General features: G+C 69.1%; 22 protein-coding genes and 1 tRNA gene. 13 read left to right on the top strand and 10 right to left on the bottom strand.

What is annotated here, in order from left to right:
• The first annotated feature begins 9 nt into the window (after positions 1-9).
• From pcaD to G5B31_RS06940, 4 genes are all read left to right on the top strand, one after another.
• A complete protein-coding gene (gene pcaD, locus G5B31_RS06955) occupies positions 10-795 on the top strand; it encodes a 3-oxoadipate enol-lactonase (protein ID WP_165015185.1) in 786 nt (261 codons plus the stop codon).
• On the top strand, positions 788-1,501 hold the full coding sequence (locus G5B31_RS06950) for an alpha/beta fold hydrolase (protein WP_165015182.1): 714 nt from the start codon (positions 788-790) through the stop codon (positions 1,499-1,501). The genes pcaD and G5B31_RS06950 overlap by 8 nt, the downstream gene beginning before the upstream one ends.
• Positions 1,502-1,639: 138 nt before the next feature.
• Positions 1,640-2,878, top strand: a complete 1,239-nt coding sequence (locus tag G5B31_RS06945) for a mandelate racemase/muconate lactonizing enzyme family protein (RefSeq protein ID WP_165015179.1) — start codon at positions 1,640-1,642, stop codon at positions 2,876-2,878.
• 144 nt (positions 2,879-3,022) lie between these two features.
• Positions 3,023-4,057 (top strand): GlxA family transcriptional regulator, encoded by a 1,035-nt coding sequence (locus G5B31_RS06940; RefSeq protein WP_205911838.1) that lies wholly within the window; start codon positions 3,023-3,025, stop codon positions 4,055-4,057.
• A gap of 2 nt (positions 4,058-4,059) precedes the next feature.
• Here the strand turns inward: G5B31_RS06940 and G5B31_RS06935 are convergent.
• The 3 genes from G5B31_RS06935 to G5B31_RS06925 form a co-directional block, all read right to left on the bottom strand.
• Positions 4,060-4,136 (bottom strand) — tRNA-Arg (locus G5B31_RS06935).
• Between the two features lie 11 nt (positions 4,137-4,147).
• Positions 4,148-4,612, bottom strand: a complete 465-nt coding sequence (locus G5B31_RS06930; RefSeq protein WP_165015176.1) for a GNAT family N-acetyltransferase — start codon at positions 4,610-4,612, stop codon at positions 4,148-4,150.
• Positions 4,612-4,923, bottom strand: a complete 312-nt coding sequence (locus G5B31_RS06925) for an ETC complex I subunit (RefSeq protein ID WP_165015173.1) — start codon at positions 4,921-4,923, stop codon at positions 4,612-4,614. Before G5B31_RS06925 ends, G5B31_RS06930 begins: the two co-directional genes overlap by 1 nt.
• A gap of 367 nt (positions 4,924-5,290) precedes the next feature.
• On the opposite strand from G5B31_RS06925, the gene uvrB reads away from it, so the two are divergent.
• The gene (gene uvrB, locus G5B31_RS06920) at positions 5,291-7,474 is read left to right on the top strand and encodes an excinuclease ABC subunit UvrB (protein ID WP_165015171.1); all 2,184 of its coding nucleotides are present in this window, start codon (positions 5,291-5,293) and stop codon (positions 7,472-7,474) included.
• 135 nt (positions 7,475-7,609) lie between these two features.
• On the opposite strand, the gene G5B31_RS06915 is transcribed toward uvrB, so the two are convergent.
• Positions 7,610-7,864, bottom strand: coding sequence for a GlsB/YeaQ/YmgE family stress response membrane protein (locus G5B31_RS06915; RefSeq protein ID WP_165015168.1), 255 nt, complete (start codon positions 7,862-7,864; stop codon positions 7,610-7,612).
• A 43-nt stretch (positions 7,865-7,907) separates the two neighbouring features.
• Positions 7,908-8,225 (bottom strand): antibiotic biosynthesis monooxygenase, encoded by a 318-nt coding sequence (locus G5B31_RS06910; RefSeq protein WP_165015166.1) that lies wholly within the window; start codon positions 8,223-8,225, stop codon positions 7,908-7,910.
• Positions 8,226-8,272: 47 nt separating this feature from the next.
• On the opposite strand from G5B31_RS06910, the gene G5B31_RS06905 reads away from it, so the two are divergent.
• On the top strand, positions 8,273-8,449 hold the full coding sequence (locus tag G5B31_RS06905; protein ID WP_165015164.1) for a hypothetical protein: 177 nt from the start codon (positions 8,273-8,275) through the stop codon (positions 8,447-8,449).
• Here the strand turns inward: G5B31_RS06905 and G5B31_RS06900 are convergent.
• Both G5B31_RS06900 and G5B31_RS06895 read right to left on the bottom strand, forming a co-directional pair.
• Positions 8,436-8,717: a hypothetical protein gene (locus tag G5B31_RS06900; RefSeq protein WP_165015161.1), complete on the bottom strand. Its 282-nt coding sequence runs from the start codon at positions 8,715-8,717 to the stop codon at positions 8,436-8,438. The genes G5B31_RS06905 and G5B31_RS06900 overlap by 14 nt on opposite strands.
• A gap of 90 nt (positions 8,718-8,807) precedes the next feature.
• Complete coding sequence (locus G5B31_RS06895; protein WP_165015158.1) at positions 8,808-9,203, bottom strand: hypothetical protein; 396 nt, start codon at positions 9,201-9,203, stop codon at positions 8,808-8,810.
• A gap of 282 nt (positions 9,204-9,485) precedes the next feature.
• On the opposite strand from G5B31_RS06895, the gene G5B31_RS06890 reads away from it, so the two are divergent.
• The 3 genes from G5B31_RS06890 (at position 9,486) to G5B31_RS06880 (ending at position 10,123) form a co-directional block, all read left to right on the top strand.
• Positions 9,486-9,683, top strand: a complete 198-nt coding sequence (locus G5B31_RS06890) for a hypothetical protein (RefSeq protein WP_165015155.1) — start codon at positions 9,486-9,488, stop codon at positions 9,681-9,683.
• A 136-nt stretch (positions 9,684-9,819) separates the two neighbouring features.
• Positions 9,820-9,954, top strand: coding sequence for an entericidin A/B family lipoprotein (locus tag G5B31_RS06885; RefSeq protein WP_165015152.1), 135 nt, complete (start codon positions 9,820-9,822; stop codon positions 9,952-9,954).
• A gap of 25 nt (positions 9,955-9,979) precedes the next feature.
• Positions 9,980-10,123, top strand: coding sequence for a hypothetical protein (locus tag G5B31_RS06880; RefSeq protein ID WP_165015149.1), 144 nt, complete (start codon positions 9,980-9,982; stop codon positions 10,121-10,123).
• Between the two features lie 37 nt (positions 10,124-10,160).
• On the opposite strand, the gene lepA is transcribed toward G5B31_RS06880, so the two are convergent.
• Positions 10,161-11,960 carry a translation elongation factor 4 gene (lepA, locus tag G5B31_RS06875; protein ID WP_165015146.1) on the bottom strand — a complete coding sequence of 600 codons (1,800 nt, stop codon included), beginning with the start codon at positions 11,958-11,960 and terminating at the stop codon, positions 10,161-10,163.
• Positions 11,961-12,340: 380 nt separating this feature from the next.
• Here lepA and G5B31_RS06870 point away from each other — a divergent pair, with 380 nt between their 5' ends.
• Complete coding sequence (locus G5B31_RS06870; protein WP_165016263.1) at positions 12,341-12,667, top strand: hypothetical protein; 327 nt, start codon at positions 12,341-12,343, stop codon at positions 12,665-12,667.
• A 4-nt stretch (positions 12,668-12,671) separates the two neighbouring features.
• Here the strand turns inward: G5B31_RS06870 and hrpB are convergent, their stop codons facing one another.
• Positions 12,672-15,086 carry an ATP-dependent helicase HrpB gene (hrpB, locus tag G5B31_RS06865; RefSeq protein WP_165015144.1) on the bottom strand — a complete coding sequence of 805 codons (2,415 nt, stop codon included), beginning with the start codon at positions 15,084-15,086 and terminating at the stop codon, positions 12,672-12,674.
• A gap of 423 nt (positions 15,087-15,509) precedes the next feature.
• On the opposite strand from hrpB, the gene G5B31_RS06860 reads away from it, so the two are divergent.
• The 3 genes from G5B31_RS06860 to G5B31_RS06850 all read left to right on the top strand — a co-directional run bounded on the left by G5B31_RS06860 (position 15,510) and on the right by G5B31_RS06850 (position 18,576).
• Positions 15,510-16,688 carry an aspartate aminotransferase family protein gene (locus tag G5B31_RS06860; RefSeq protein ID WP_165015141.1) on the top strand — a complete coding sequence of 393 codons (1,179 nt, stop codon included), beginning with the start codon at positions 15,510-15,512 and terminating at the stop codon, positions 16,686-16,688.
• 77 nt (positions 16,689-16,765) lie between these two features.
• The gene (gene argF, locus G5B31_RS06855; protein WP_165015138.1) at positions 16,766-17,692 is read left to right on the top strand and encodes an ornithine carbamoyltransferase; all 927 of its coding nucleotides are present in this window, start codon (positions 16,766-16,768) and stop codon (positions 17,690-17,692) included.
• A 383-nt stretch (positions 17,693-18,075) separates the two neighbouring features.
• Positions 18,076-18,576, top strand: a complete 501-nt coding sequence (locus G5B31_RS06850) for a DUF1993 family protein (RefSeq protein ID WP_165015135.1) — start codon at positions 18,076-18,078, stop codon at positions 18,574-18,576.
• A gap of 4 nt (positions 18,577-18,580) precedes the next feature.
• Here the strand turns inward: G5B31_RS06850 and G5B31_RS06845 are convergent, their stop codons facing one another.
• Positions 18,581-19,753, bottom strand: a complete 1,173-nt coding sequence (locus G5B31_RS06845) for an MFS transporter (RefSeq protein WP_165015132.1) — start codon at positions 19,751-19,753, stop codon at positions 18,581-18,583.
• Positions 19,754-19,796: the final 43 nt, after the last annotated feature.

Raw genomic sequence — 19,796 nt, 5'->3', positions numbered from 1 at the left:
GTTTCGCACATGCCCCCCGTCTTCCTGCCCGACCTGCGCCTGAACGCCCTTCTGGAAGGCCCGCCCGGCGCGCCGGCGCTGGTGCTGGTCCACGCCCTCGGCACCTCGCTGTCGCTCTGGAACGGCGTGGCCGCCCGCCTGCCCCGCCACCGCATCCTGCGGCTGGACCTGCGCGGCCATGGGCAAAGCGACGTCCCTCCCGCCCCCTATGCCATGGGCGCGCTGGTCCGCGATGTCGAACGGCTGATCGAGCATTTCGGCCTGACCGAAACCGTGGTCGCCGGCGTCTCGCTCGGCGGCATGATCGCGCAGGGGCTGGCGGTGAAGCGGCTGGACCTGGTGCGCGGGCTGGTGCTGTCGAACACCGCCGCCCGCATCGGAACCGCCGCGCAATGGCAGGACCGCATCGCCCTGGTCCGCGAACAGGGGCTGGAGCCGCTGGCCGATGCCACCATGGAGCGCTGGCTCGGCCGCAGCTGGCGCGACAACCCGGCGCTGCCCGCGCTGCGGCAAGGGTTCCTGGACACCGACCCGCAGGGCTGGATCGGCTGCGCCGCCGCCATCGCCGGCACGGACTTCTACGAGACCACCGCCACCCTGCGCCTGCCGACACTGGCGATCGCCGGGGCCAACGACGGTTCCACCCCGCCCGACCTGGTGCGCGAGACCGCCGACCTGATCCCCGGCGCCCGCTTCCATCTGATCCGCGGCGCCGGCCACCTGCCGATGGCGGAGAAACCCGCGGAATACGCCGAAATCCTCGCGGGCTTCCTGCAGGACATCGGCCATGGCTGAGGTGCTGCTGGTCCACGGCTCCTGCCACGGCGCCTGGTGCTGGCACCGGGTTCTGCCGGAACTGGAGGCGCTCGGCATCGCGGCCCGCGCCATCGACCTGCCCGGCCACGGGTCGAACCCCGCCGCCGCACCCGCGCTGCAGGACTATGCCGAGGCCATCCTCGCCGTCCTCACCGGCCCCACCCTTCTGGTCGGCCATTCCGCCGGCGGCTACGCCATCACTGCCGCGGCCGAGGCGGACCCGTCGCGCCTCAGGGGCCTGGCCTACCTCTGCGCCTATGCTCCGGCCTCCGGCAAATCGCTGGCCGAGATGCGCCGCGCCGGCCCCAGCCAGCCGCTGGCCCCGGCGATCCGCCTCTCGCCCGGCCGCAGCCATTTCACCATCGCCTCCGAACACGCCGAGGACCTGCTCTACCACGACTGCCCGGCGGAGGACCGCGCTGTCGCCGCCCGCCTGCTGTGCCCCGAGCCGGTCGCGCCGCAGGAAACCCCGCTGACGCTGACGCGGAACTCGCAGGACTTGCCCCGCTTCTACATCGCCTGCACCGAGGACCGCACCATCCCGCCCTCCTATCAGGCGCAGATGGCGCTCTCCGTCCCGCGGGAGAACCGCTTCGCCCTGCCGACCTCGCATTCCCCCTTCTTCGCCGCACCGCAAGACACCGCCCGCCTGATCGCCGAAATCCTGTCCCGCCTGCCGGCATAGGCCGTTTGCGGCGCTTCCCCGTCGCAAACCGCCCTGCCCCGCTTTCCCTCCGGCCCTAGCCTCTTTCTGGATGCAAATATCCTGCGGGGGTCCGGGGGTGCAAAACCCCCGGCCGCGGCCAGCCAAGGAGAGCGCGGCATGAAACTCAAGGACCTCGAAATCTTCGTCGTCGCCCCGCCGGCCCCGGGCTGGGGCGGGCGCTACTGGATCTTCCCGAAGATCACCACCGACGACGGCATCGTGGGCTACGGCGAATGCTACGCCTCCACCGTCGGGCCGGAGGCGATGAAGGCGGTCATCGAGGACGTGTTCCAGCGCCACATGCAGGGCGAGAGCCCGGAAAACATCGAGCTGATGTATCGCCGGGTCTATTCCTCGGGCTTCACCCAAAGGCCCGACCTGACGGTGATGGGCGCCTTCGCGGGGCTGGAGATCGCCTGCTGGGACATTCTCGGCAAGGCACGCAACCGCCCGGTCTGGGCGCTGATCGGCGGGCGGATGAACGACGGCCTGCGCAGCTACACTTACCTCTACCCCGAGGAGGGGCAGGACCATGCCGAGTTCTGGGTCAATCCCGACTGGCAGGCCGAGGCCGCGGTCAAGGCGGTGGCGCAGGGCTTCACCGCGGTGAAGTTCGATCCCGCCGGCCCCTATACCATCCGCGGCGGGCACGAGCCGGCCTTGTCCGACATCTCCCGCTCGGTCGCCTTCTGCAAGACGATCCGCGCGGCCGTGGGCGACCGCGCCGACCTCCTCTTCGGCACCCACGGCCAGTTCTCCACCCCCGGCGCGATCCGGCTGGGGCGCGAGTTGGAGCCCTACAACCCGCTCTGGTATGAGGAGCCGATCCCGCCGGACAACCTGCTGGAATTCGCCGAGGTGGCGCGGCATGTCCGCATCCCGCTCGCCACTGGCGAAAGGCTGACCACCAAGACCGAATTCGGGATGCTGCTGCGCGCGGGCGGGGTGAAGATCCTGCAACCGGCGCTCGGCCGGCTCGGCGGCATCATGGAGGGGCGCAAGCTTGCCGCCATCGCCGAGATCTTCAACGCCGAGATGGCGCCGCATCTCTACGCCGGGCCGGTGGAATGGGCGGCGAACATCCACCTCGGCGTGTCGATCCCGAACCTGCTGATCGTCGAGACCATCCAGACCGGCGGCGCCTTCCACCTGAAGCTGATCCGCAACACGATCACGTGGGAGGATGGCCATGTCCTGCCGCCGGAAGGCCCCGGCCTCGGCATTGACTTCGACGAGGACCTCGCCCGCGCGCATCCCTATACCGGCAGCGGCCTGCACCTGCAGATGCAGGAGGCGCCCTGCGACTACCGCCACGGCAACCGCTTCGAGGGCGGCGCCCCGGCCGGGAAGGACTGACGCCTCCGCCGTCCGCGGCAGCGCCGGCCGAGGGGGCTCGATGCCCCCGAGGGCGGCTCCCCGTCCGCCGCAATCCGCTTGACCGGGCTGCGGCAGGCGATACCAGTGGACCGGGGCCGGCCGGCCCCGGCGGGGCGCGGGACGATGGGCAATTCCTCCACACAGCAGACCTTGGTGCCGCGCGGGGCGGCGCATTTCCCGCTGGCCGCACCCGGGCCGACCCGGCGCTATGCCTTCCTCTTGGTGCCGGGCTTCACCATCCTGGCCTTCAGCTCGGCCATCGACACCCTGCGCATCGCCAACCAGTTGTCGCAGCAGCCGCTTTACCAATGGACGGTCTGGTCCGCCGACGGCGGCCCGGTCGCCAGTTCCAGCGGCGTCTGCGTCGTCGTCGACGCCGCGCTGGAGGAGGTCGGCCGCGACGTGGCGCTGTTCGTCTGCGCCGGCAACGACATCGACGCCCCCTGCGCCGCCGGAGTGGTCGCCGCCGTCAGCCGCCACCACCGATTCGGCGGCATGGTCGGCGGGCTCTGCACCGGGGCGCTGGCGCTGGCGCGGGCGGGGCTGCTGACCTCGGGCCGCTTCACCCTGCATTGGGAGAACCAGCCCGCCTTCGTCGAGCGCTTCCCCGACCTGCAACCCACCCCGCACCAGTTCGAGGTCGACGACCGGGTGATCACCTGCGGCGGCGGCGCGGCGGCCACCGACATGATCCTGTCGATGATCGCCCGCGACCACGGCGCCGCCTTCGCCACCGCGGTGTCGGAGATGTGCCTGCGCCATGTGATGATCGGCACCGAAAGGTCGCAGCGCAGTTCCATCGGCGCGGTGGCCTACAGCCGCAACCCGGCGCTGATCGCCATCGTCCGGCTGATGACCGACCATCTGGAGGACACCCTGTCGATGGACGAGCTGGCCACCGCCGCCGGCTATTCCCGCCGCCATATCGAGCGGCTCTTCGTCCACAGCCTGGGGATGAGCCCGGCCGCCTATTACCGCAAGCTGCGGCTGGACCAGGCGCGCAACCTGCTCAGCACCACCGAGATGGGCCTGCCCGAGATCGCCGTGGCGACCGGCTTCGGCACCGTCTCGCACCTGTCCAAGGCCTTCCGTGCCCGCTTCGGCTGCCCGCCCAGCCAGATCGGCCACCGCCGGCGGCGGGGGAAGGCGGGAGTGTAAGGTGGCGATCCCGGGAGGATTCGAACCCCCGACCCGCCGCTTAGAAGGCGGCTGCTCTATCCGACTGAGCTACGGGACCGTGCGGTCTTTCTAGACCAGCGCCCTGGTCATGAAAACCGAATTCGGATCGGGGCCGTAGCCCGGGATCGGGCCGCATTCGGCGAAACCGGCGCGGGCATAAAGCGCCCTTGCGGCGACGAAAGTGGGCTGGATGCCGGTTTCCAGCGACAGGCGGGACAGGCCGTCGCGGGCCGCCTCGGCGACCAGATGGTCCAGCATCCGGCGCGACAGCCCGCGACCGCGGGCCTCGGCCAGCACATGCATCGACTTGATCTCGGCATGGTCCGGCCCGATCCGCTTGAAGGCGCCCATGGCCAGCGGCTGCCCGCCGTCGCGCAGCACGAAGAAGCGGATGCCGGGGGCGGCCAGCGCGCCGCGGTCCATCATGTGGATCGACCCGGGCGGGGTGTCGGCGTGCATGTCGGCAGTGTGGCGCTCGAACAGCAGCAGCAGATCCGCGCCCAGCGGGCTTTCCTCGGCGATGACCGGGGCCATCAGTGGGTCCAGGCGCCCTTGCGGTCGGTGGCGAAGTTCTCGCCATAGCCGCGGGGGCGGATGTTGGGGCGGCGGGGCTTCGGCTCGGTCACGATGGCGTCGATGCCATGCGCCCCGGCATAGGCCAGCGCCTCCTCGCGGCTGGCGAAGCGCAGCTTCACCTGGGCCTGGGTGTCGCCCGAGGAGGTCCAGCCCATCAGCGGATCGACCTCGCGCGGGGCGGCGGGGGCATATTCCAGCACCCAGTCGTGGGTCTTGGCAGTGCCGGACTGCATGGCGGTGCGGGCGGGCTGATAGATGCGAGCGCGCATGGAAACCTCCGTCTTTCAACGGGCTTTCTGGCCGATAAGGGGCGAAAGCGCAAGCAGCAGCTTGGCCGCAGGGCCGGGGAAAAGGCTGCCGGCCGGCCAGGGAAGTGTGGGTGGGGTGTGTGGGGGCCGGCCGGCAGCTTCAGTCGTGCTGCTTGCCGGACCAGCCTGCCCCAAGCCATTCCGGAATGCAACCTTAAGATGCAAAGGCCGGAAAATCTCTCCTGAATTTGAATTGCCGCGCCGCCCCTGCGCAAGGCAGCCCGCCCTGCCCCGGCGGTTTCCGGTCTTTCCGGCGATCCGGTGCTTGAACCGGAACAAAAACAGATCAAATCTGGGGAGCCGTCAGGGAATCGCCCGCGAGGTCAGAATGCCCCACAACAACTCCAACGCCCTCGATCCCCGCCCCGAGGTGCTGACCCGTCCCAAGCTGGAGGGCGGGCGGCGCTTCGTCATGCAGACGCCGTTCCAGCCGGCGGGCGACCAGCCCACGGCGATTGCCGAACTGACGGCGGGGGTGCTGGCCGGCGACCGCGACCAGGTGCTCTTGGGCGCCACCGGCACCGGCAAGACCTTCACCATGGCCAAGGTGATCGAGGAGACCCAGCGCCCGGCCATCATCCTCGCCCCGAACAAGACGCTGGCGGCGCAACTCTATGGGGAATTCAAGGGCTTCTTCCCCGACAACTCGGTCGAATACTTCGTCAGCTACTACGACTACTACCAGCCCGAAGCCTATGTCGCCCGCACCGACACCTATATCGAGAAGGAATCCCAGATCAACGAGCAGATCGACCGGATGCGCCACTCGGCCACCCGGGCGCTCCTGGAGCGGGACGATGTGATCATCGTCGCCTCGGTCTCCTGCATCTACGGCATCGGCTCGGTCGAGACCTATTCGGCGATGACGCAGGACCTGGTCGTCGGCGGGCTTTACGACCAGCGCAAGGTGATCGCCGAACTGGTGGCGCAGCAATACCGGCGGCTGGAAGGGTCGTTCCAGCGCGGGTCGTTCCGGGTCCGGGGCGATTCCCTCGAAGTCTGGCCCGCCCACCTCGAAGACCGCGCCTGGCGGTTCAGCTTCTTCGGCGAGGAACTGGAGTCCATCGTGGAATTCGATCCGCTGACCGGGGCGAAGACCGACACCTTCCGCCAGATCCGCATCTATGCGAATTCCCACTATGTCACCCCGCGCCCGACGCTGCAGCAGGCGATCAAGGGCATCAAGGACGAGTTGTTCCACCGGCTGAAGCAGCTGACCGGCGAGGGCAAGCTCTTGGAGGCGCAGCGGCTGGAGCAACGCACCAACTTCGACCTGGAGATGCTGGAGGCCACCGGCTCCTGCGCCGGGATCGAGAACTATTCCCGGTGGCTCACGGGGCGCGCGCCGGGCGAGCCGCCGCCGACGCTGTTCGAGTTCATCCCCGACAATGCCATCGTCTTCGCCGACGAAAGCCATGTCACCGTGCCGCAGATCGGCGGCATGTATCGCGGCGACTTCCGGCGCAAGTTCACCCTGGCCGAGCACGGCTTCCGCCTGCCCTCCTGCATGGACAACCGGCCGCTGAAGTTCGAGGAATGGGACGCGATGCGGCCGCAGTCGGTCTTCGTCTCCGCCACCCCGGCGGCCTGGGAGTTGGAGCAGACCGGGGGCGTCTTCACCGAGCAGGTGATCCGCCCGACCGGCCTGATCGACCCCGAGGTGGAAATCCGGCCGGTGGAGATGCAGGTGGACGACCTGCTGGACGAGGTGCGGCGGGTTGCCGCCAAGGGGCTGCGGACGCTGGTCACCACTCTGACCAAGCGCATGGCCGAGGACCTGACCGAATACCTGCACGAACAGGGCATCCGGGTGCGCTACATGCACTCCGACATCGACACCATAGAACGCATTGAAATCCTTCGCGATCTTCGGCTCGGCGCCTTCGACGTTCTAGTGGGGATCAACCTGCTGCGCGAAGGGCTGGACATCCCGGAATGCGGGCTGGTCGCCATTCTGGATGCCGACAAGGAGGGTTTCCTGCGCTCCGAAACCTCGCTGATCCAGACCATCGGCCGGGCGGCACGCAACGCCGACGGCCGGGTGATCATGTATGCCGACCGCATCACCGGCAGCATGGAGCGCGCCATGGCGGAAACCGACCGCCGGCGCGAGAAGCAGAAGGCCTACAACAAGGCCCATGGCATCACCCCGCAGACGGTGAAGAAGAACGTCGAGGACGTGCTGGCCGGCCTCTGGCAGGGCGACACCGACCAGAGCCGGGTGACGGCGAAGGTGGAGAAGGCGGCGGTGGGGCAGAACCTCGCCGCCCATCTGGACGCGCTGCGGACGGCGATGCGCAAGGCCGCCGAGAACCTGGAGTTCGAGGAGGCCGCCCGCCTGCGCGACGAGATCAAGCGGCTGGAGGCGGTGGAGCTTGCGGTGGCCGACGATCCGCTGGCGCGGCAATCGGCGGTGGAGGAGGCGGCCGAGGCGGCGGTGAAGGCCTCGGGCCGGTCGACGGCAGGGCGGCCGGGGCAAAGGGGTGGAGTGAAGCGGCGCGGGCGGCGGTAGGCGCGGCGGCGACTGTTCCTCGCCCGCCGAGGGCGGGGCGGGCGCTGGCCGGGCCTTTGGGGCCCGGCCGGACAAGGGGAACCGTTGCGCCGTGGCGAAGGCGATGGCCTTCGCCAATGCGACGGGGCTGCCCCCTCAGGCCCGCTTCACCACCTTCAGCAGCGCCAGCAGGATCACCGCGCCGATGGTGGCGTGGATGATCGCGGCCAGCCAGCCGCCGCCGAGGCTCAGCCCGATCCGCGGCAGGATCAGCCCGGCGATGAAGGCGCCGACGATGCCGACGGCGATGTTGCCGATCAGCCCGAAGCCGTAGCCCGAGACGATCTGCCCCGCCAGCCAGCCCGCCACCGCGCCGACGATGATCAGGATGATGATGCTTTCGATACCCATTCCGGTCTCCCTAGGATGCGGGCGCATGGCCCCCGTGGATGGTCTAGTAGCTGGCGATGATCTCATACATCACCGGCTCGAACCCCTTGCACAAAGTATTGATGTGGCGGTTGCGGTCGCGCATCTCGGCGCTGCGCAGCATGGCCTGGTAATCCTCGCGCTTTTCCCATTGCGAATAGTTGCACACCCGGGTGCGGGCGTCGTTGATGTGCAGCCCCGCGGCGATGAAGCCGGGCTGTTTCGAGATGCATTCGTCATAGGCCGTCTGCAAGGCGTCCATCAGGTCGAAGGCCAGCGCGGGCGTGGTCTCGAAGGTGGTGATGACGGTTTGGCCATGGAATTCCTTGGCGATCTTTGGCATAGCTGGGTCCTCCTTTTCCCAGCCTGCCACGGGACGCCGCCGAAATCATGCCCCTTGTCGATCCCGAACATCCTTTCTTCGCAAAGACCTGGGTCCGCTGGTTCTGGACGCTCTTGACGCTGGGCATGGCGGTGGTGGAATTCGCCATGGGCGCGCCGGGCTGGGGGCTGTTGTTCCTGGCGGCCGGGGGCTACCTGGGCTGGGTCCTGCTCATCCGCAGGTGAGCCGCCCCCGCATCTCGCCGCTGTCGCCCTGCAGGGTGGTCTCGCGCAAGGCGCAGCCGGTGACTTCGGGGATCAGCGCGATCATGGCCGCGCGGATTTCGGCATGTTCGCCGGTCCTGGCGTAGCCGAGCCGGATCACCTCCACCCGGTCGCCCTTGCGGAAGACCACGTAGTCGCGGCCGTCGCGGGTGACCTCGGTCCTTTCGGCGCCGAAGAATTCGGGCGCAGGAGAGGCGCCACAGGCGCACAACAGAAGCAATGGAGCCAAGCGTATCATGGCCAAACAATGTTCTGTTCAAAGTTAAGATTTGGTTAACAAAAATGGAGTGCACCAGCAGCGCACCCCATTTTCTGAAACTCATCCGCAAGTTTGAGGCGCACCTTTGGCGACAATCTCTTGCCAGTCCGCTCCCAGAACTTCGCGGGCAGACAGGGCATTGCGCGCTTCGGCAGATTTTGCAGGAATCATCTTGACGACAATGCCCTGTGCATAATTCGTGTCGAACCCGGAGAAGAAATCTCCCTGCATACCCATGTCGCTATGATCGCCAATGATAACAAACTTATCGCCGCCCTTTCGGATAACTTCAATCGCAGCCGTCTTAAAGGCAACGTTGCGGGCTCCCGTGGGTCCGCACGCAGGCGCCGCATGGGTTTGAACTTTGAACGTATCCTTGGACATTGGCTGGATATCCGTCGTCGCACAAGCGGCAAGCGACAACAACGAGGCAAGGGTGATTCCGAGTAGCTTCATTTTGTCCCTCTAAAAAGCTCTGGCAGCTTACCGAATATCAAACCCGGAAAATTTTCCAATCAGAATAATAGCAGCAAACGAGACGATCTTGAATTGTCATGCGAGCTTCTATCATCAAGGAGAGTCCGCTCCCTCCTGCAACCGCCGGCAGAACCCTGCCGGTTTCCCCCTCCCCCGCCGGAGGAAAGCCGCGCAGGACGGCGCCGGCGCAAGACGCCCCCGTGCGCCCGGAGACAGGGCCGTCCAGACTGGTCTTCGACAACCTTTGCGGGAGACACAGAGATGAAACTGAAACCGATCGCCTTCCTCTTCGCCACCTTCGCCCTGTCGGCCTGCCTGCAGACCGACACCGAACGCGGCCTTGCCGGCGCCGCCGGCGGCGCGGTCATCGCCGACGCGACCGGCGGCAGCGCCGTCACCGGCGCCCTTGTCGGCGGCGCGGCCGGCGTGTTCTGCGACGACCTGGGGGTGTGCAGGTAGCCTCCTCGGGGGGCAATGCCCGGGCAAGGGGTGGGCCGAGGTCCGCCCCTTTCGCATTCCCCGCAAGGCGGCGCGGGCGGGAACCTCACCCCGGCAGGGGTGTTGAACCCGTGAGGTTGAAAGAAGGAGCCCGCCGATGACCCGTTGGATTGCGCTTGTCGCCCTGCTGACCCTCGCAGCCTGCGAAACCATGGAAGGCGTCGGCCGCGACCTCGAAAGCACCGGCGAAGCGATCACCGAGGAAGCCCAGGACGCCCAGTCCGGCATGTGACCGGCGACACGGAAAGGATGCCCAGATGCAGACCCCGGCCCTTCGGGCCCTCGCGGCCCTGATGACACTTCTCTGCCTCGCCTCCTGCGGCCCGATCATCGGTGCCGGGGCCGCCGTGGCGGTCGATGAAGCCCAGGAACGCGAAAAAGGGGGCGACGGGCTGTTCTGACAGGTGTCAGGAGGATGCGCTCAAGCACACCCTGCCGTCAGCTGTCCATCTTCAACGCATTGATGAACGCCTCCTGCGGGATTTCCACCTTCCCGAACTGGCGCATCTTCTTCTTGCCCTCTTTCTGCTTGTCCAAGAGCTTGCGCTTCCGCGTCGCGTCGCCGCCGTAGCACTTGGCCGTCACGTCCTTGCGCATGGCCGAGATGGTTTCGCGGGCGATCACCCGGCCGCCGATGGCCGCCTGCACCGGGATCTTGAACATGTGGCGGGGGATCAGTTCCTTCAGCTTCTCCACCATCACCCGGCCGCGGGTCTCGGCGCGGTCGCGGTGGACCATCATCGACAGCGCATCCACCGGTTCGTCGTTCACCAGGATCGACATCTTGACCAGATTGTCCTCGCGATACTCGGAAATCTGGTAGTCGAACGAGGCATAGCCCTTGGTCACCGATTTCAGCCGGTCGTAGAAGTCGAACACCACCTCGGCCAGCGGCAGGTCGTATTCCACCATCGCCCGGTTGCCGGCATAGGTCAGGTTCAGCTGGATGCCGCGGCGGTCCTGGCACAGCTTCAGGATGTCGCCGAGGTATTCGTCGGGCACCATGATCGTGGCCTTGATCCGCGGCTCCTCGATATGGTCGACGTAAGTGAGGTCGGGCATGTCGGCGGGGTTGTGCAGGTCGCGCACCTCGCCGTCCTTCATGTAGAGCTTGAACACCACCGAAGGCGCGGTGGTGATCAGGTCGAGGTCGTATTCCCGCTCCAGCCGGTCGCGCACCACTTCCAGGTGCAAAAGGCCGAGGAAGCCCATGCGGAAGCCGAAGCCCAGGGCGGCAGAGGTCTCCATCTCGAAGGTGAAGCTGGCGTCGTTCAGCGCCAGCTTCTCGATGGCGTCACGCAGGGCCTCGAAATCGGCCGCATCCACCGGGAAGAGGCCGCAGAACACCACCGGGACCGAAGGCTTGAAGCCCGGCAGCGCCTCGGCGCAGGGCTTGCGCTCGTGGGTGATGGTGTCGCCGACGCGGGTGTCGCGGACCTGCTTGATCGAGGCGGTGAAGACGCCGATCTCGCCCGGCCCCAGTTCGGCGATGTCCTGCATCTGCGGCTTCAGCACCGCCAGCTTGTCGATGCCATAGGTGGCGCCGGTGGCGATCATGCGGATGCGGTCGCCCTTCCTCACCACGCCGTCGATGATGCGGATCATCACCACGACGCCGAGGTAGGCGTCATACCAGCTGTCCACCAGCATCGCCTTCAGCGGGGCGTCGCGGTCGCCCTTCGGCGCGGGCAGGCGGGTGACGATGGCCTCCAGCACGTCGGGGATGCCGAGGCCGGTCTTGGCGCTGATCGGGATGGCGTCGGAGGCGTCGAGACCGATCACGTCCTCGATGTTCTCCTTCACCCGGTCGGGGTCGGCCGCCGGCAGGTCGATCTTGTTCAGGACCGGCACGATCTCGTGCCCCGCGTCCAGCGCCTGGTAGACATTGGCCAGCGTCTGCGCCTCCACCCCCTGCGAGGCATCGACGACCAGCAGCGAGCCTTCGACCGCCCGCATCGACCGCGACACCTCATAGGCGAAGTCGACGTGGCCGGGGGTGTCGATCAGGTTCAGGACATAGGTCTTGCCGTCCTTCGCCGGATATTCGATCCGCACCGTGTTGGCCTTGATGGTGATGCCGCGTTCCCGCTCGATATCCATCGAGTCCAGGAGCTGCGCCTTCATGTCGCGCTCGGCCACCGTCCCGGTCATCTGGATGAGCCGGTCGGCCAGGGTGGATTTGCCGTGGTCGATATGCGCCACGATGGAGAAGTTGCGGATCAGCGAAAGCTCGGTCATGGGCGGGGGATATAGCCGGAAGCCGAAGGGCCGGGAAGGGGCCATGAAGGGCCGGCCGGGCCGATCCGGGTCGGGGTTCCGCCCCACCGCCGCTCTGCCCGGCGACGCCCCGCGAATCAGCCGCCGCTGGGGCCCCGCCCTTCGGCGACAACCGCGGGGGATCGCCCTCCGCCCGAGAAGCCGCGCCTTGCGCGGAAAACCGCCCGGAACGCAGCATCTGGTGGCCGGTTCCCCCTGCCGCGCCAAGACATGGGAATATTCGGCGGACCGCTGCCTATCTGCGCTGCAGCATTGAAAGAATCGCTGCATTTTGCCAGAATTGTTCCCAGAAAAACGATCGCTGGCGGAGGGAGACCCCGTCACCGGCAATGAGGCAGATGATGATGAAACCTGTGCAGCGGGCCGGCCTTGCCGCCCTTGTCGTCCCCCTTGTGCTTCCCCTCCTCTCTTCCGCCGCTCTGGCAGGCCCGATCGAATCCGCCTGCCTGCGCTCGGGCCGGGACAGCGCCAGCCGGCCGCTCTGCGGCTGCATCCAGCAGGTCGCCGACATGGTGCTGACCCGCAACGACCAGCGCCGCGCGGCGAAGTTCTTCAAGGACCCCGACGCCGCCCATGCGGTCTGGATTTCGCAGCGCCCGGCCGACGACGCCTTCTGGGACCGCTACAAGGAATTCGGCTCCATGGCCGAGGCCTATTGCGCCGGCTGAGACCTCAGGTCCCCCGTGGCTTCGCCCGCAGCGTCGGCTCGGCGACGGTCGGGTCCTCGGGCCAGGGGTGGCGGGGATATTGCCCGCGCATGTCCTTGCGCACATCGGCGTAGGATGTCGCCCAGAAGCCCGGCAGGTCCAGCGTGACCTGCACCGGGCGCTGCGCCGGCGACAGCAGCGTCACCCTGAGCGGCAGGCGATGTGCGCCGACCTTCGGATGCTCGGTCACCCCGAACATCTCCTGCAACCGCACCTCGATGCCCGGATGGTCGCCGTCGTAGTCGATGGGCACCATGCGCCCCAGCGGCGTGGCGAAGCCGGCCGGGGCCAGCCGCTCCAGCGCCGCCTGCTGCTCCCAGGACAGCATCCCTTTCAGCGCCGGCGTCAGGTCCAGCGCCCGCAGGTCGGCCTCGCCCCTCGCCTTGGCCAGATAGGGCAGCAGCCAGTCCTCCGCCGTCTCCAGCAGCGCGGCGTCCGAGACCTCCGGCCAGCCCTCGCCCCGTGCCAGCGCCATCCGGGCGCGGAAGCGGCGGGCGGCGGGCAGCCAGGGCAGGCCGATCTGCCGCAGCCCTTCCAGCGCCGCGCGGGCCAGCGCCTCCTCCGGCGCCTGCGGCCAGGGTCGGTCGTCCAGCACCAGCGCGCCGAAGACCTCCTGCCGCCGCGCCGCCACCCGGCCCTCGCGCCGGTTCCATTCCACGCTGTCGCGCCAATGGATGTGGTCGGCGAACAGCGCCCGGAACTCCGCCTCTGGCAACGCGACCGCCTGCCGCACCGCCGCCTCGCGCGGATCGCCGTCGAGGTCGGTCGCCACGATCAGACGTGCCGCGGCCAGCGCCGAGCCTGCCGGCAGCGCCGCCCCCTTGCCGCCCGACAGCAGGTAGCGCGGCGCATCGCCTTTGCGCCGCAGCCCGATCCGGTCGGGATAGGCCAGCGCCGCCCGCTGCGCCGGGGAAAGGTCCGGCCGCTCCCCCTTCGGCACCGCCCGGGCCAGCCGCTTCGCCTCGGCCCGAATCCGCTCGATGGTCGGCCGATGCGCCTCGGCGGGCGGGCGGTCGATGGCCTTCAGCCGCAGCAGCAGGTCCGGCGGCGCGCCCCGCAGCGGATCGCGCTCCTCCAGCAACGCGGCCAGCACCGCCGCCTCCGGCCCGGCCACCGCCAGCATATGGGCGATCCGCGGATGCAGCGGCAGCGCCGCCAACGCGCGGCCGTGGGCGGTGATCCGGCCGCTCTCGTCCAGCGCCCCCAGCCCGGCCAGCAGCGCCCTCGCCTCGGCCAGAGGGCCGGGCGCGGGCGAGGTCAGGAAGGGCAGGTCCTCCGATCCCCATTGCGCCAGTTCCAGCGCCAGCGGCGCGAGGTCGGCGGCGGCGATCTCCGGCGGCGGGAAGGCGGCCAACCCGCCCTCCTCGCCGCGGGTCCAGAGCCGGTAGCAGATCCCTTCCGCCACCCGTCCCGCCCGGCCGCGGCGCTGCTCGGCCTCGGCCCGCGTCACCCGTTCGGTGACCAGCCGCGACATGCCGGAGGCCGGATCGAACCGCGCCCGCCGCGCCTTGCCGCCGTCGACCACCACGCGGATGTCCGGCAGCGTCAGCGAGGTCTCGGCGATCGAGGTCGCCAGCACGATCTTGCGCCCCTCTGCCGGCGCCAGCGCCGCCCTTTGCGCCGCGAAGTCCATGGCGCCGAACAGCGGCCGCACCGCGCAGCCCGGCAGGTCCCGCAGCATCGCCTCCACCCGCCGGATCTCGCCCTCCCCGGGCAGAAAGGCGAGGAGGCCGCCCTCGGCCGTCTCCTCCACCGCCTGCCGGATCAGCCCCGCCATCGCCGCCTCGAACCGCAGGCTGGCATCCGGCGGCCGCGGCAGCCAGCGCGTCTCCACCGGAAAGGCCCGGCCCTCGGCGGTGATCATCGGCGCATCGCCCATCAGCGCCGCCACCGGCGCCGCATCCAGCGTGGCCGACATCACCAGAAGCGCGAGGTCCGGCCGGATCGCGCCGCGCACCTCCAGCGCCAGCGCCAGGCCGAGGTCGGCCTGCAGGGACCGCTCGTGGAACTCGTCGAAGATGACGCAGGAGACGCCAGGCAGTTCGGCATCCGACTGGATCATCCGGGTCAGGATACCCTCGGTCACCACCTCCACCCGCGTCGCCGCCGAGACCTTCGCCTCGCCGCGAATGCGGTAGCCGACCCTCTGGCCGACCGCCTCGCCCAGGGTCTCCGCCATCCGCTCGGCCGCCGCCCGCGCCGCCAGCCGCCGCGGCTCCAGCATCACGATCCGGCCGGGGAAGAGGCCCGAGTCCAGCAGGTCCAAGGGCACCAGCGTGGTCTTCCCCGCCCCGGGCGGCGCCTGCAACACCGCCATGCCCCGCTGCCGCAGGGCGGCCCGCAAGGCGGGCAGGACTTGGGTGACGGGCAGATCGGCCATGCCGCCTTATCGCAAGCCGCAGCGCCCGATGCCAGCCGTCGACGCATTGCGCGGCTTCGCCGCAAGCCTTTCGTCTCGCCTCTGCGCGTTCCGCGCAACCGGCTCGGACGTGCCTCCGGCGGGGATATTTGGGGGCGGGTGAAATCGGGAAGACCTCTTCTTTCCTTTCACCTGCTCCAAATATCCCCGCGCGGCGCGCATCCGCCGCGTGTCCCCGGGAGATCGGCCGCAAGGAATCCCCTTCCCTTGCGGCAAGGCTTGCGCTAAGGGGCGGGGATGACCAGCGCTTGCCATATCGCCGCTATCCGACGCCGATAATCGGCTGGTCCGGCTTGCGCGGCCGCTTCTTGCGCGTTTCCCAGAGATTGACAGCTGCAATCGCCCGGCCTTACGGCTAGGGCTTCCGTTCCAAGGGGTTTCTCGATGATCGCTCCCGTCCTGCCGACCTACAACCGTGCGCCGCTCGCCTTCCAGACCGGGCAGGGCTGCTGGCTGACCGCGACGGACGGGCGACGCTTCCTCGACCTCGGCTCCGGCATCGCGGTCAACGCGCTCGGCCACGCCCCGCGGGAACTGGTGCAGGTGCTGACGGAGCAGGCCAGCAGGCTTTGGCACGTCTCCAACGTCTACACCATCCCCGAGCAGGAACGGCTGGCGGCGCTTCTGGTCGAGAAGACCTTTGCCGACACCGTCTTCTTCACCAATTCCGGCACCGAGGCGGCGGAACTGGCGATCAAGATGGCGCGCCGCTTCCATTACGAGAACGGCCAGCCCGGACGGACCGCCATCCTCGCCTTCGAGGGCGCCTTCCACGGCCGCTCCACCGGCGCCATCGCCGCCTCGGGGGCGGAGAAGATGGTCAAGGGCTTCGGCCCGCTGATGCCCGGGTTCAGCCAGTTGCCTTGGGGCGACGAGGCGGCCCTCCGCGCTGCGATCACCGCGGAGACCTGCGCGGTGATGATCGAGCCGGTGCAGGGCGAAGGCGGCATCCGCCCGGCGAGCGACGCTTTCCTGAAGCTGTTGCGCCAGCTCTGCGACGAGACCGGCACCCTCTTGATCTTCGACGAGGTGCAATGCGGCATGGGCCGCACCGGCCGGTTGTTCGCCTGCGAATGGTCGGGGGTCTCGCCGGACATCATGATGGTGGCCAAGGGCATCGGCGGCGGCTTCCCGCTGGGGGCGGTGCTGGCGACCGAGCGGGCGGCGAAGGGGATGACCGTGGGCAGCCACGGCTCCACCTACGGCGGCAATCCGCTCGGCTGCGCGGTGGGGGCGAAGGTGGTGGAGATCGTTTCCGACCCCGCCTTCCTGGCCGAGGTCTCGCGCAAGGCCGCGCTCTTCCGCCAGGGGCTGGAGGCGCTGGTCGCCGCCCATCCTTCGGTGCTGGAGGAGGTGCGGGGCGAGGGGCTGCTTCTCGGCCTGAAATGCCGGGCGGCGAACACCGATTTCGTCGCCGCGGGCTACGGTGCCGGCATCCTGACCGTCGCCGCCGCCGACAACGTGGTGCGGCTGCTGCCCGCGCTCAACATCCCCGACGAGGACATCGCCGAGGCGCTGGCGCGTCTGGACCGAACCGCGAAGACCCTTGAACAGGCCCAATGACTTCCTCTTGACCGAAATACTCCACGGGGGTCCGGGGGTGTGAAACCCCCGGCCGCCGCCACAAAAAGCAAAGCGACATGAAACACTTCCTCGACATCCACAAGACCGACGCCGCCGACCTGAGGGGCATGATCGACGCCGCCCGCAGCATGAAGACCGCCCGCAACGGCCGCCCGCGGGGGGCGCCCGACGACGAGCAGCCGCTGAAGGGCCGCATGGTCGCGCTGATCTTCGAGAAGCCCTCGACCCGCACCCGTGTCAGCTTCGACGTCGGCGTGCGGCAGATGGGCGGCGAGACCATGGTGCTGTCGGGCAAGGAGATGCAGCTCGGCCATGGCGAGACCATCGCCGACACGGCGCGGGTGCTGAGCCGCTATGTCGACCTGATCATGATCCGCACCTTCGAGGAGGCGACGCTGCTGGAGATGGCCGAGCACGCCACCGTGCCGGTGATCAACGGGCTGACCAACCGCACCCACCCCTGCCAGATCATGGCCGACGTGATGACCTACGAGGAACACCGCGGCCCGATCGGGGGCCGCAAGGTGGTGTGGTGCGGCGACGGCAACAACGTCGCGGCCAGCTTCCTGCACGCCGCCGGGCAGTTCGGCTTCGACTTCACCTTCACCGGGCCGGAGACGCTGGACCCCGAGGACAAGTTCGTCGCCTTCGCGCGGGAGAAGGGGTCGAAGGTGACGATCCAGCGCGACCCCTTCACTGCGGTCGAAGGGGCGGACCTGGTGGTGACGGACACCTGGGTTTCCATGCACGACCCCGAGTCGGCCAAGGAACGCCGCCACAACCAGCTGCGGCCCTATCAGGTCAACGAGGCGCTAATGAGCCGGGCGAAGCCCGATGCCCTCTTCATGCATTGCCTGCCGGCGCATCGCAACGACGAGGCGACCAGCGCGGTGATGGACGGCCCGCATTCGGTGATCTTCGACGAGGCCGAGAACCGGCTGCACGCGCAGAAGGCGGTGATGCGCTGGTGTCTGGGCGTGTGAGGCAGGGCGGGATGGCGGGGTAGGCTCCGCCCATCCGCCCGTAGGGCGGGGTTCACCGCCGCGCCGCCCTCTCCATGGCGAAGGCCATCGCCTTCGCCACAGCGCAACGGTTCGACCAAGACCGGCCGGGCCTCAATGGCCCGGCCAGCGCCCGCCCGCCCCCCGGCGGGCGCTTCTCGCCCGCCCGGGCGGGCGCTGGCCTCTCCGGTTTAGTGTGACCAATGTCTCCGGTTGAACCCGTTCGCACGGGCGGGGGCGAGGCAGTGCCTCGCCTCATCCCGCCCGGCTGGCTGGATCGCCGGTCCCGCCCCTCCGCCGTTTCGCCCTTGCGCCCGGCGGCCGATCCGGCACCATGCCGGCGCGAACAGACACCGGAGCCTGCCATGATGTATTCCCTCGCCGTCCTGACCTTCGACCGCTTCCTTGCCGCGCTCTCCGGCCTCCTCACCCGGGCCGAGGCGCATTGCGAGTCGAAGAAGATCACCCCGGACGCGATCCTGCAGTTCCGGCTCTTCCCCGACATGTTCCCCTTTACCGTGCAGGTGCAGCTGGCCTGCGACTTCGCCGCCCGCGGCAGCGCCCGGCTGGCGGGGGTGCCGCCCCGGTCCTTCCCCGACAGCGAAGCCACCTTCGCCGAGCTGCAGGCCCGCATCCAGGCCGCCCGCGACTACATCGCCGGCTTCGAGCCCGCGGCCTACGAGGGCGCCGACGAACGCATCGTCACCTTCCCGGCCGGCGGGCGCGAGATGCAGATGGCGGGGCGCGACTACCTGACGCTCTACGCCATGCCGCAGTTCTTCTTCCACATGACCACCGCCTACAACATCCTGCGCCACAACGGCGTGGAGCTTGGCAAGGCGGATTTCATGGGCGTCGCGGCGTAGGGCTTCAGGCCTCGACCCGCCGCAGTTCATCCGCCATGGCGGTGCGCGAGGCATTGGCGGCGACGATCAGCAGCAGCCCCGACAGCGCGGCATAGGTCGGGCGGTAGCCGATATGCTCGGCCACCCAGCCGATGGAGGAGGGCGCGATCAGGATGCCGGCATAGCCGACCATGGTGACGGTGGAGATCGCGGTGCCCGAGGCATGGCCGGGGTAGTTGCCGGCGGCCGAGAACATGATCGGCACCATGTTGGCGACGCCGAGGCCGGCCAGGACGAAGCCCGCCAGCGCGACATAGGGATGCGGCGCGGCGGCGGCGATCATCAGCCCGGCGGCGCCCAGCAGTCCCGAGATGCGCAGGGTCCGCGCGGCGCCGAAACGGTTCCGCACCCCGTCGCCCAGGAAGCGCATCGCCGCCATCGCGCCGGAGAAGAAGGCGAAGCCGAGCCCGGCGACGAAGGGGCCGGCCATCAGTTCCTTGCCGAGGAACAGCGCCGCCCAGTCCAGCACCGCGCCCTCCGGCACCATGCAGAACAGCGCCAGCGCCCCGAGGAGCCACAGCCCCGCATCGCGCGGAATCACGGATCCACGGCGAGAGGCGTCGGACTGCACCGGATGCGGCGGCTCGCCCCGCAGCCAGGGCAGGGCGGCCAGCACCAACAGGGCGACGGCGAGGACGACGGCGAAGGCCTGGGTCTCGGGGCCGAACCGGGCGATCAGCCAGCTGCCCGCGGTGCCGCCGGCGAAGCCGCCCAGGCTCCAGAACCCGTGCGAGGAGGACATGATGGCGCGGCCGAGGCGGCGTTCCACCTCCACCGCATTGGCGTTCATCGCCACGTCCATGCTGCCCGCCAGCGCCCCGAAGGCCGCCATGGCCGGCGTCAGCGTCCAGAGCGAGGGCGCCAGCACGATCAGCGGCAGCACCGGCAGGACGGCCAGGACGAAGACGCGCAGCACCGGGACCGAGCCGTGCCTTGCGATCAGCCGTCCGGCGAAGAGCATGGCCGAGATGGCGCCGAGACCGAGGGCAAGGATCAGGAGGCCGAGCACCGTCTCGCCGATGCCGTGGCGCGGCAGCAGAAGCGGGATCTGCGGCGCCCAGGCCCCCATCAGCGCGCCGTTGGCGGCGAACATGGCGGCAAGCGCAAAGCGCGCCTTGCGGGCTTCGGTGCGGGTCATCGGAGGCTCCTGTTTGCGCAAACAGCCATATCCGCGCCGCATG

The organism is Rhodobacter sp. SGA-6-6, assembly GCF_011043545.1.
Classification (GTDB): domain Bacteria; phylum Pseudomonadota; class Alphaproteobacteria; order Rhodobacterales; family Rhodobacteraceae; genus Pseudogemmobacter.
This window is presented reverse-complemented; position numbering and strand designations above follow the sequence as displayed.

What these genes read in the sequence shown, in the direction of transcription:
- pcaD (WP_165015185.1), top strand. Translation starts at nt 10, where the DNA reads ATGCCCCCCGTCTTCCTGCCCGACCTGCGCCTGAACGCCCTTCTGGAA.
- G5B31_RS06950 (WP_165015182.1), top strand. Translation starts at nt 788, where the DNA reads ATGGCTGAGGTGCTGCTGGTCCACGGCTCCTGCCACGGCGCCTGGTGC.
- G5B31_RS06945 (WP_165015179.1), top strand. Translation starts at nt 1,640, where the DNA reads ATGAAACTCAAGGACCTCGAAATCTTCGTCGTCGCCCCGCCGGCCCCG.
- G5B31_RS06940 (WP_205911838.1), top strand. Translation starts at nt 3,023, where the DNA reads ATGGGCAATTCCTCCACACAGCAGACCTTGGTGCCGCGCGGGGCGGCG.
- G5B31_RS06930 (WP_165015176.1), bottom strand. Translation starts at nt 4,612, where the DNA reads ATGGCCCCGGTCATCGCCGAGGAAAGCCCGCTGGGCGCGGATCTGCTG.
- G5B31_RS06925 (WP_165015173.1), bottom strand. Translation starts at nt 4,923, where the DNA reads ATGCGCGCTCGCATCTATCAGCCCGCCCGCACCGCCATGCAGTCCGGC.
- uvrB (WP_165015171.1), top strand. Translation starts at nt 5,291, where the DNA reads ATGCCCCACAACAACTCCAACGCCCTCGATCCCCGCCCCGAGGTGCTG.
- G5B31_RS06915 (WP_165015168.1), bottom strand. Translation starts at nt 7,864, where the DNA reads ATGGGTATCGAAAGCATCATCATCCTGATCATCGTCGGCGCGGTGGCG.
- G5B31_RS06910 (WP_165015166.1), bottom strand. Translation starts at nt 8,225, where the DNA reads ATGCCAAAGATCGCCAAGGAATTCCATGGCCAAACCGTCATCACCACC.
- G5B31_RS06905 (WP_165015164.1), top strand. Translation starts at nt 8,273, where the DNA reads ATGCCCCTTGTCGATCCCGAACATCCTTTCTTCGCAAAGACCTGGGTC.
- G5B31_RS06895 (WP_165015158.1), bottom strand. Translation starts at nt 9,203, where the DNA reads ATGAAGCTACTCGGAATCACCCTTGCCTCGTTGTTGTCGCTTGCCGCT.
- G5B31_RS06890 (WP_165015155.1), top strand. Translation starts at nt 9,486, where the DNA reads ATGAAACTGAAACCGATCGCCTTCCTCTTCGCCACCTTCGCCCTGTCG.
- G5B31_RS06885 (WP_165015152.1), top strand. Translation starts at nt 9,820, where the DNA reads ATGACCCGTTGGATTGCGCTTGTCGCCCTGCTGACCCTCGCAGCCTGC.
- G5B31_RS06880 (WP_165015149.1), top strand. Translation starts at nt 9,980, where the DNA reads ATGCAGACCCCGGCCCTTCGGGCCCTCGCGGCCCTGATGACACTTCTC.
- lepA (WP_165015146.1), bottom strand. Translation starts at nt 11,960, where the DNA reads ATGACCGAGCTTTCGCTGATCCGCAACTTCTCCATCGTGGCGCATATC.
- G5B31_RS06870 (WP_165016263.1), top strand. Translation starts at nt 12,341, where the DNA reads ATGATGAAACCTGTGCAGCGGGCCGGCCTTGCCGCCCTTGTCGTCCCC.
- hrpB (WP_165015144.1), bottom strand. Translation starts at nt 15,086, where the DNA reads ATGGCCGATCTGCCCGTCACCCAAGTCCTGCCCGCCTTGCGGGCCGCC.
- G5B31_RS06860 (WP_165015141.1), top strand. Translation starts at nt 15,510, where the DNA reads ATGATCGCTCCCGTCCTGCCGACCTACAACCGTGCGCCGCTCGCCTTC.
- argF (WP_165015138.1), top strand. Translation starts at nt 16,766, where the DNA reads ATGAAACACTTCCTCGACATCCACAAGACCGACGCCGCCGACCTGAGG.
- G5B31_RS06850 (WP_165015135.1), top strand. Translation starts at nt 18,076, where the DNA reads ATGATGTATTCCCTCGCCGTCCTGACCTTCGACCGCTTCCTTGCCGCG.
- G5B31_RS06845 (WP_165015132.1), bottom strand. Translation starts at nt 19,753, where the DNA reads ATGACCCGCACCGAAGCCCGCAAGGCGCGCTTTGCGCTTGCCGCCATG.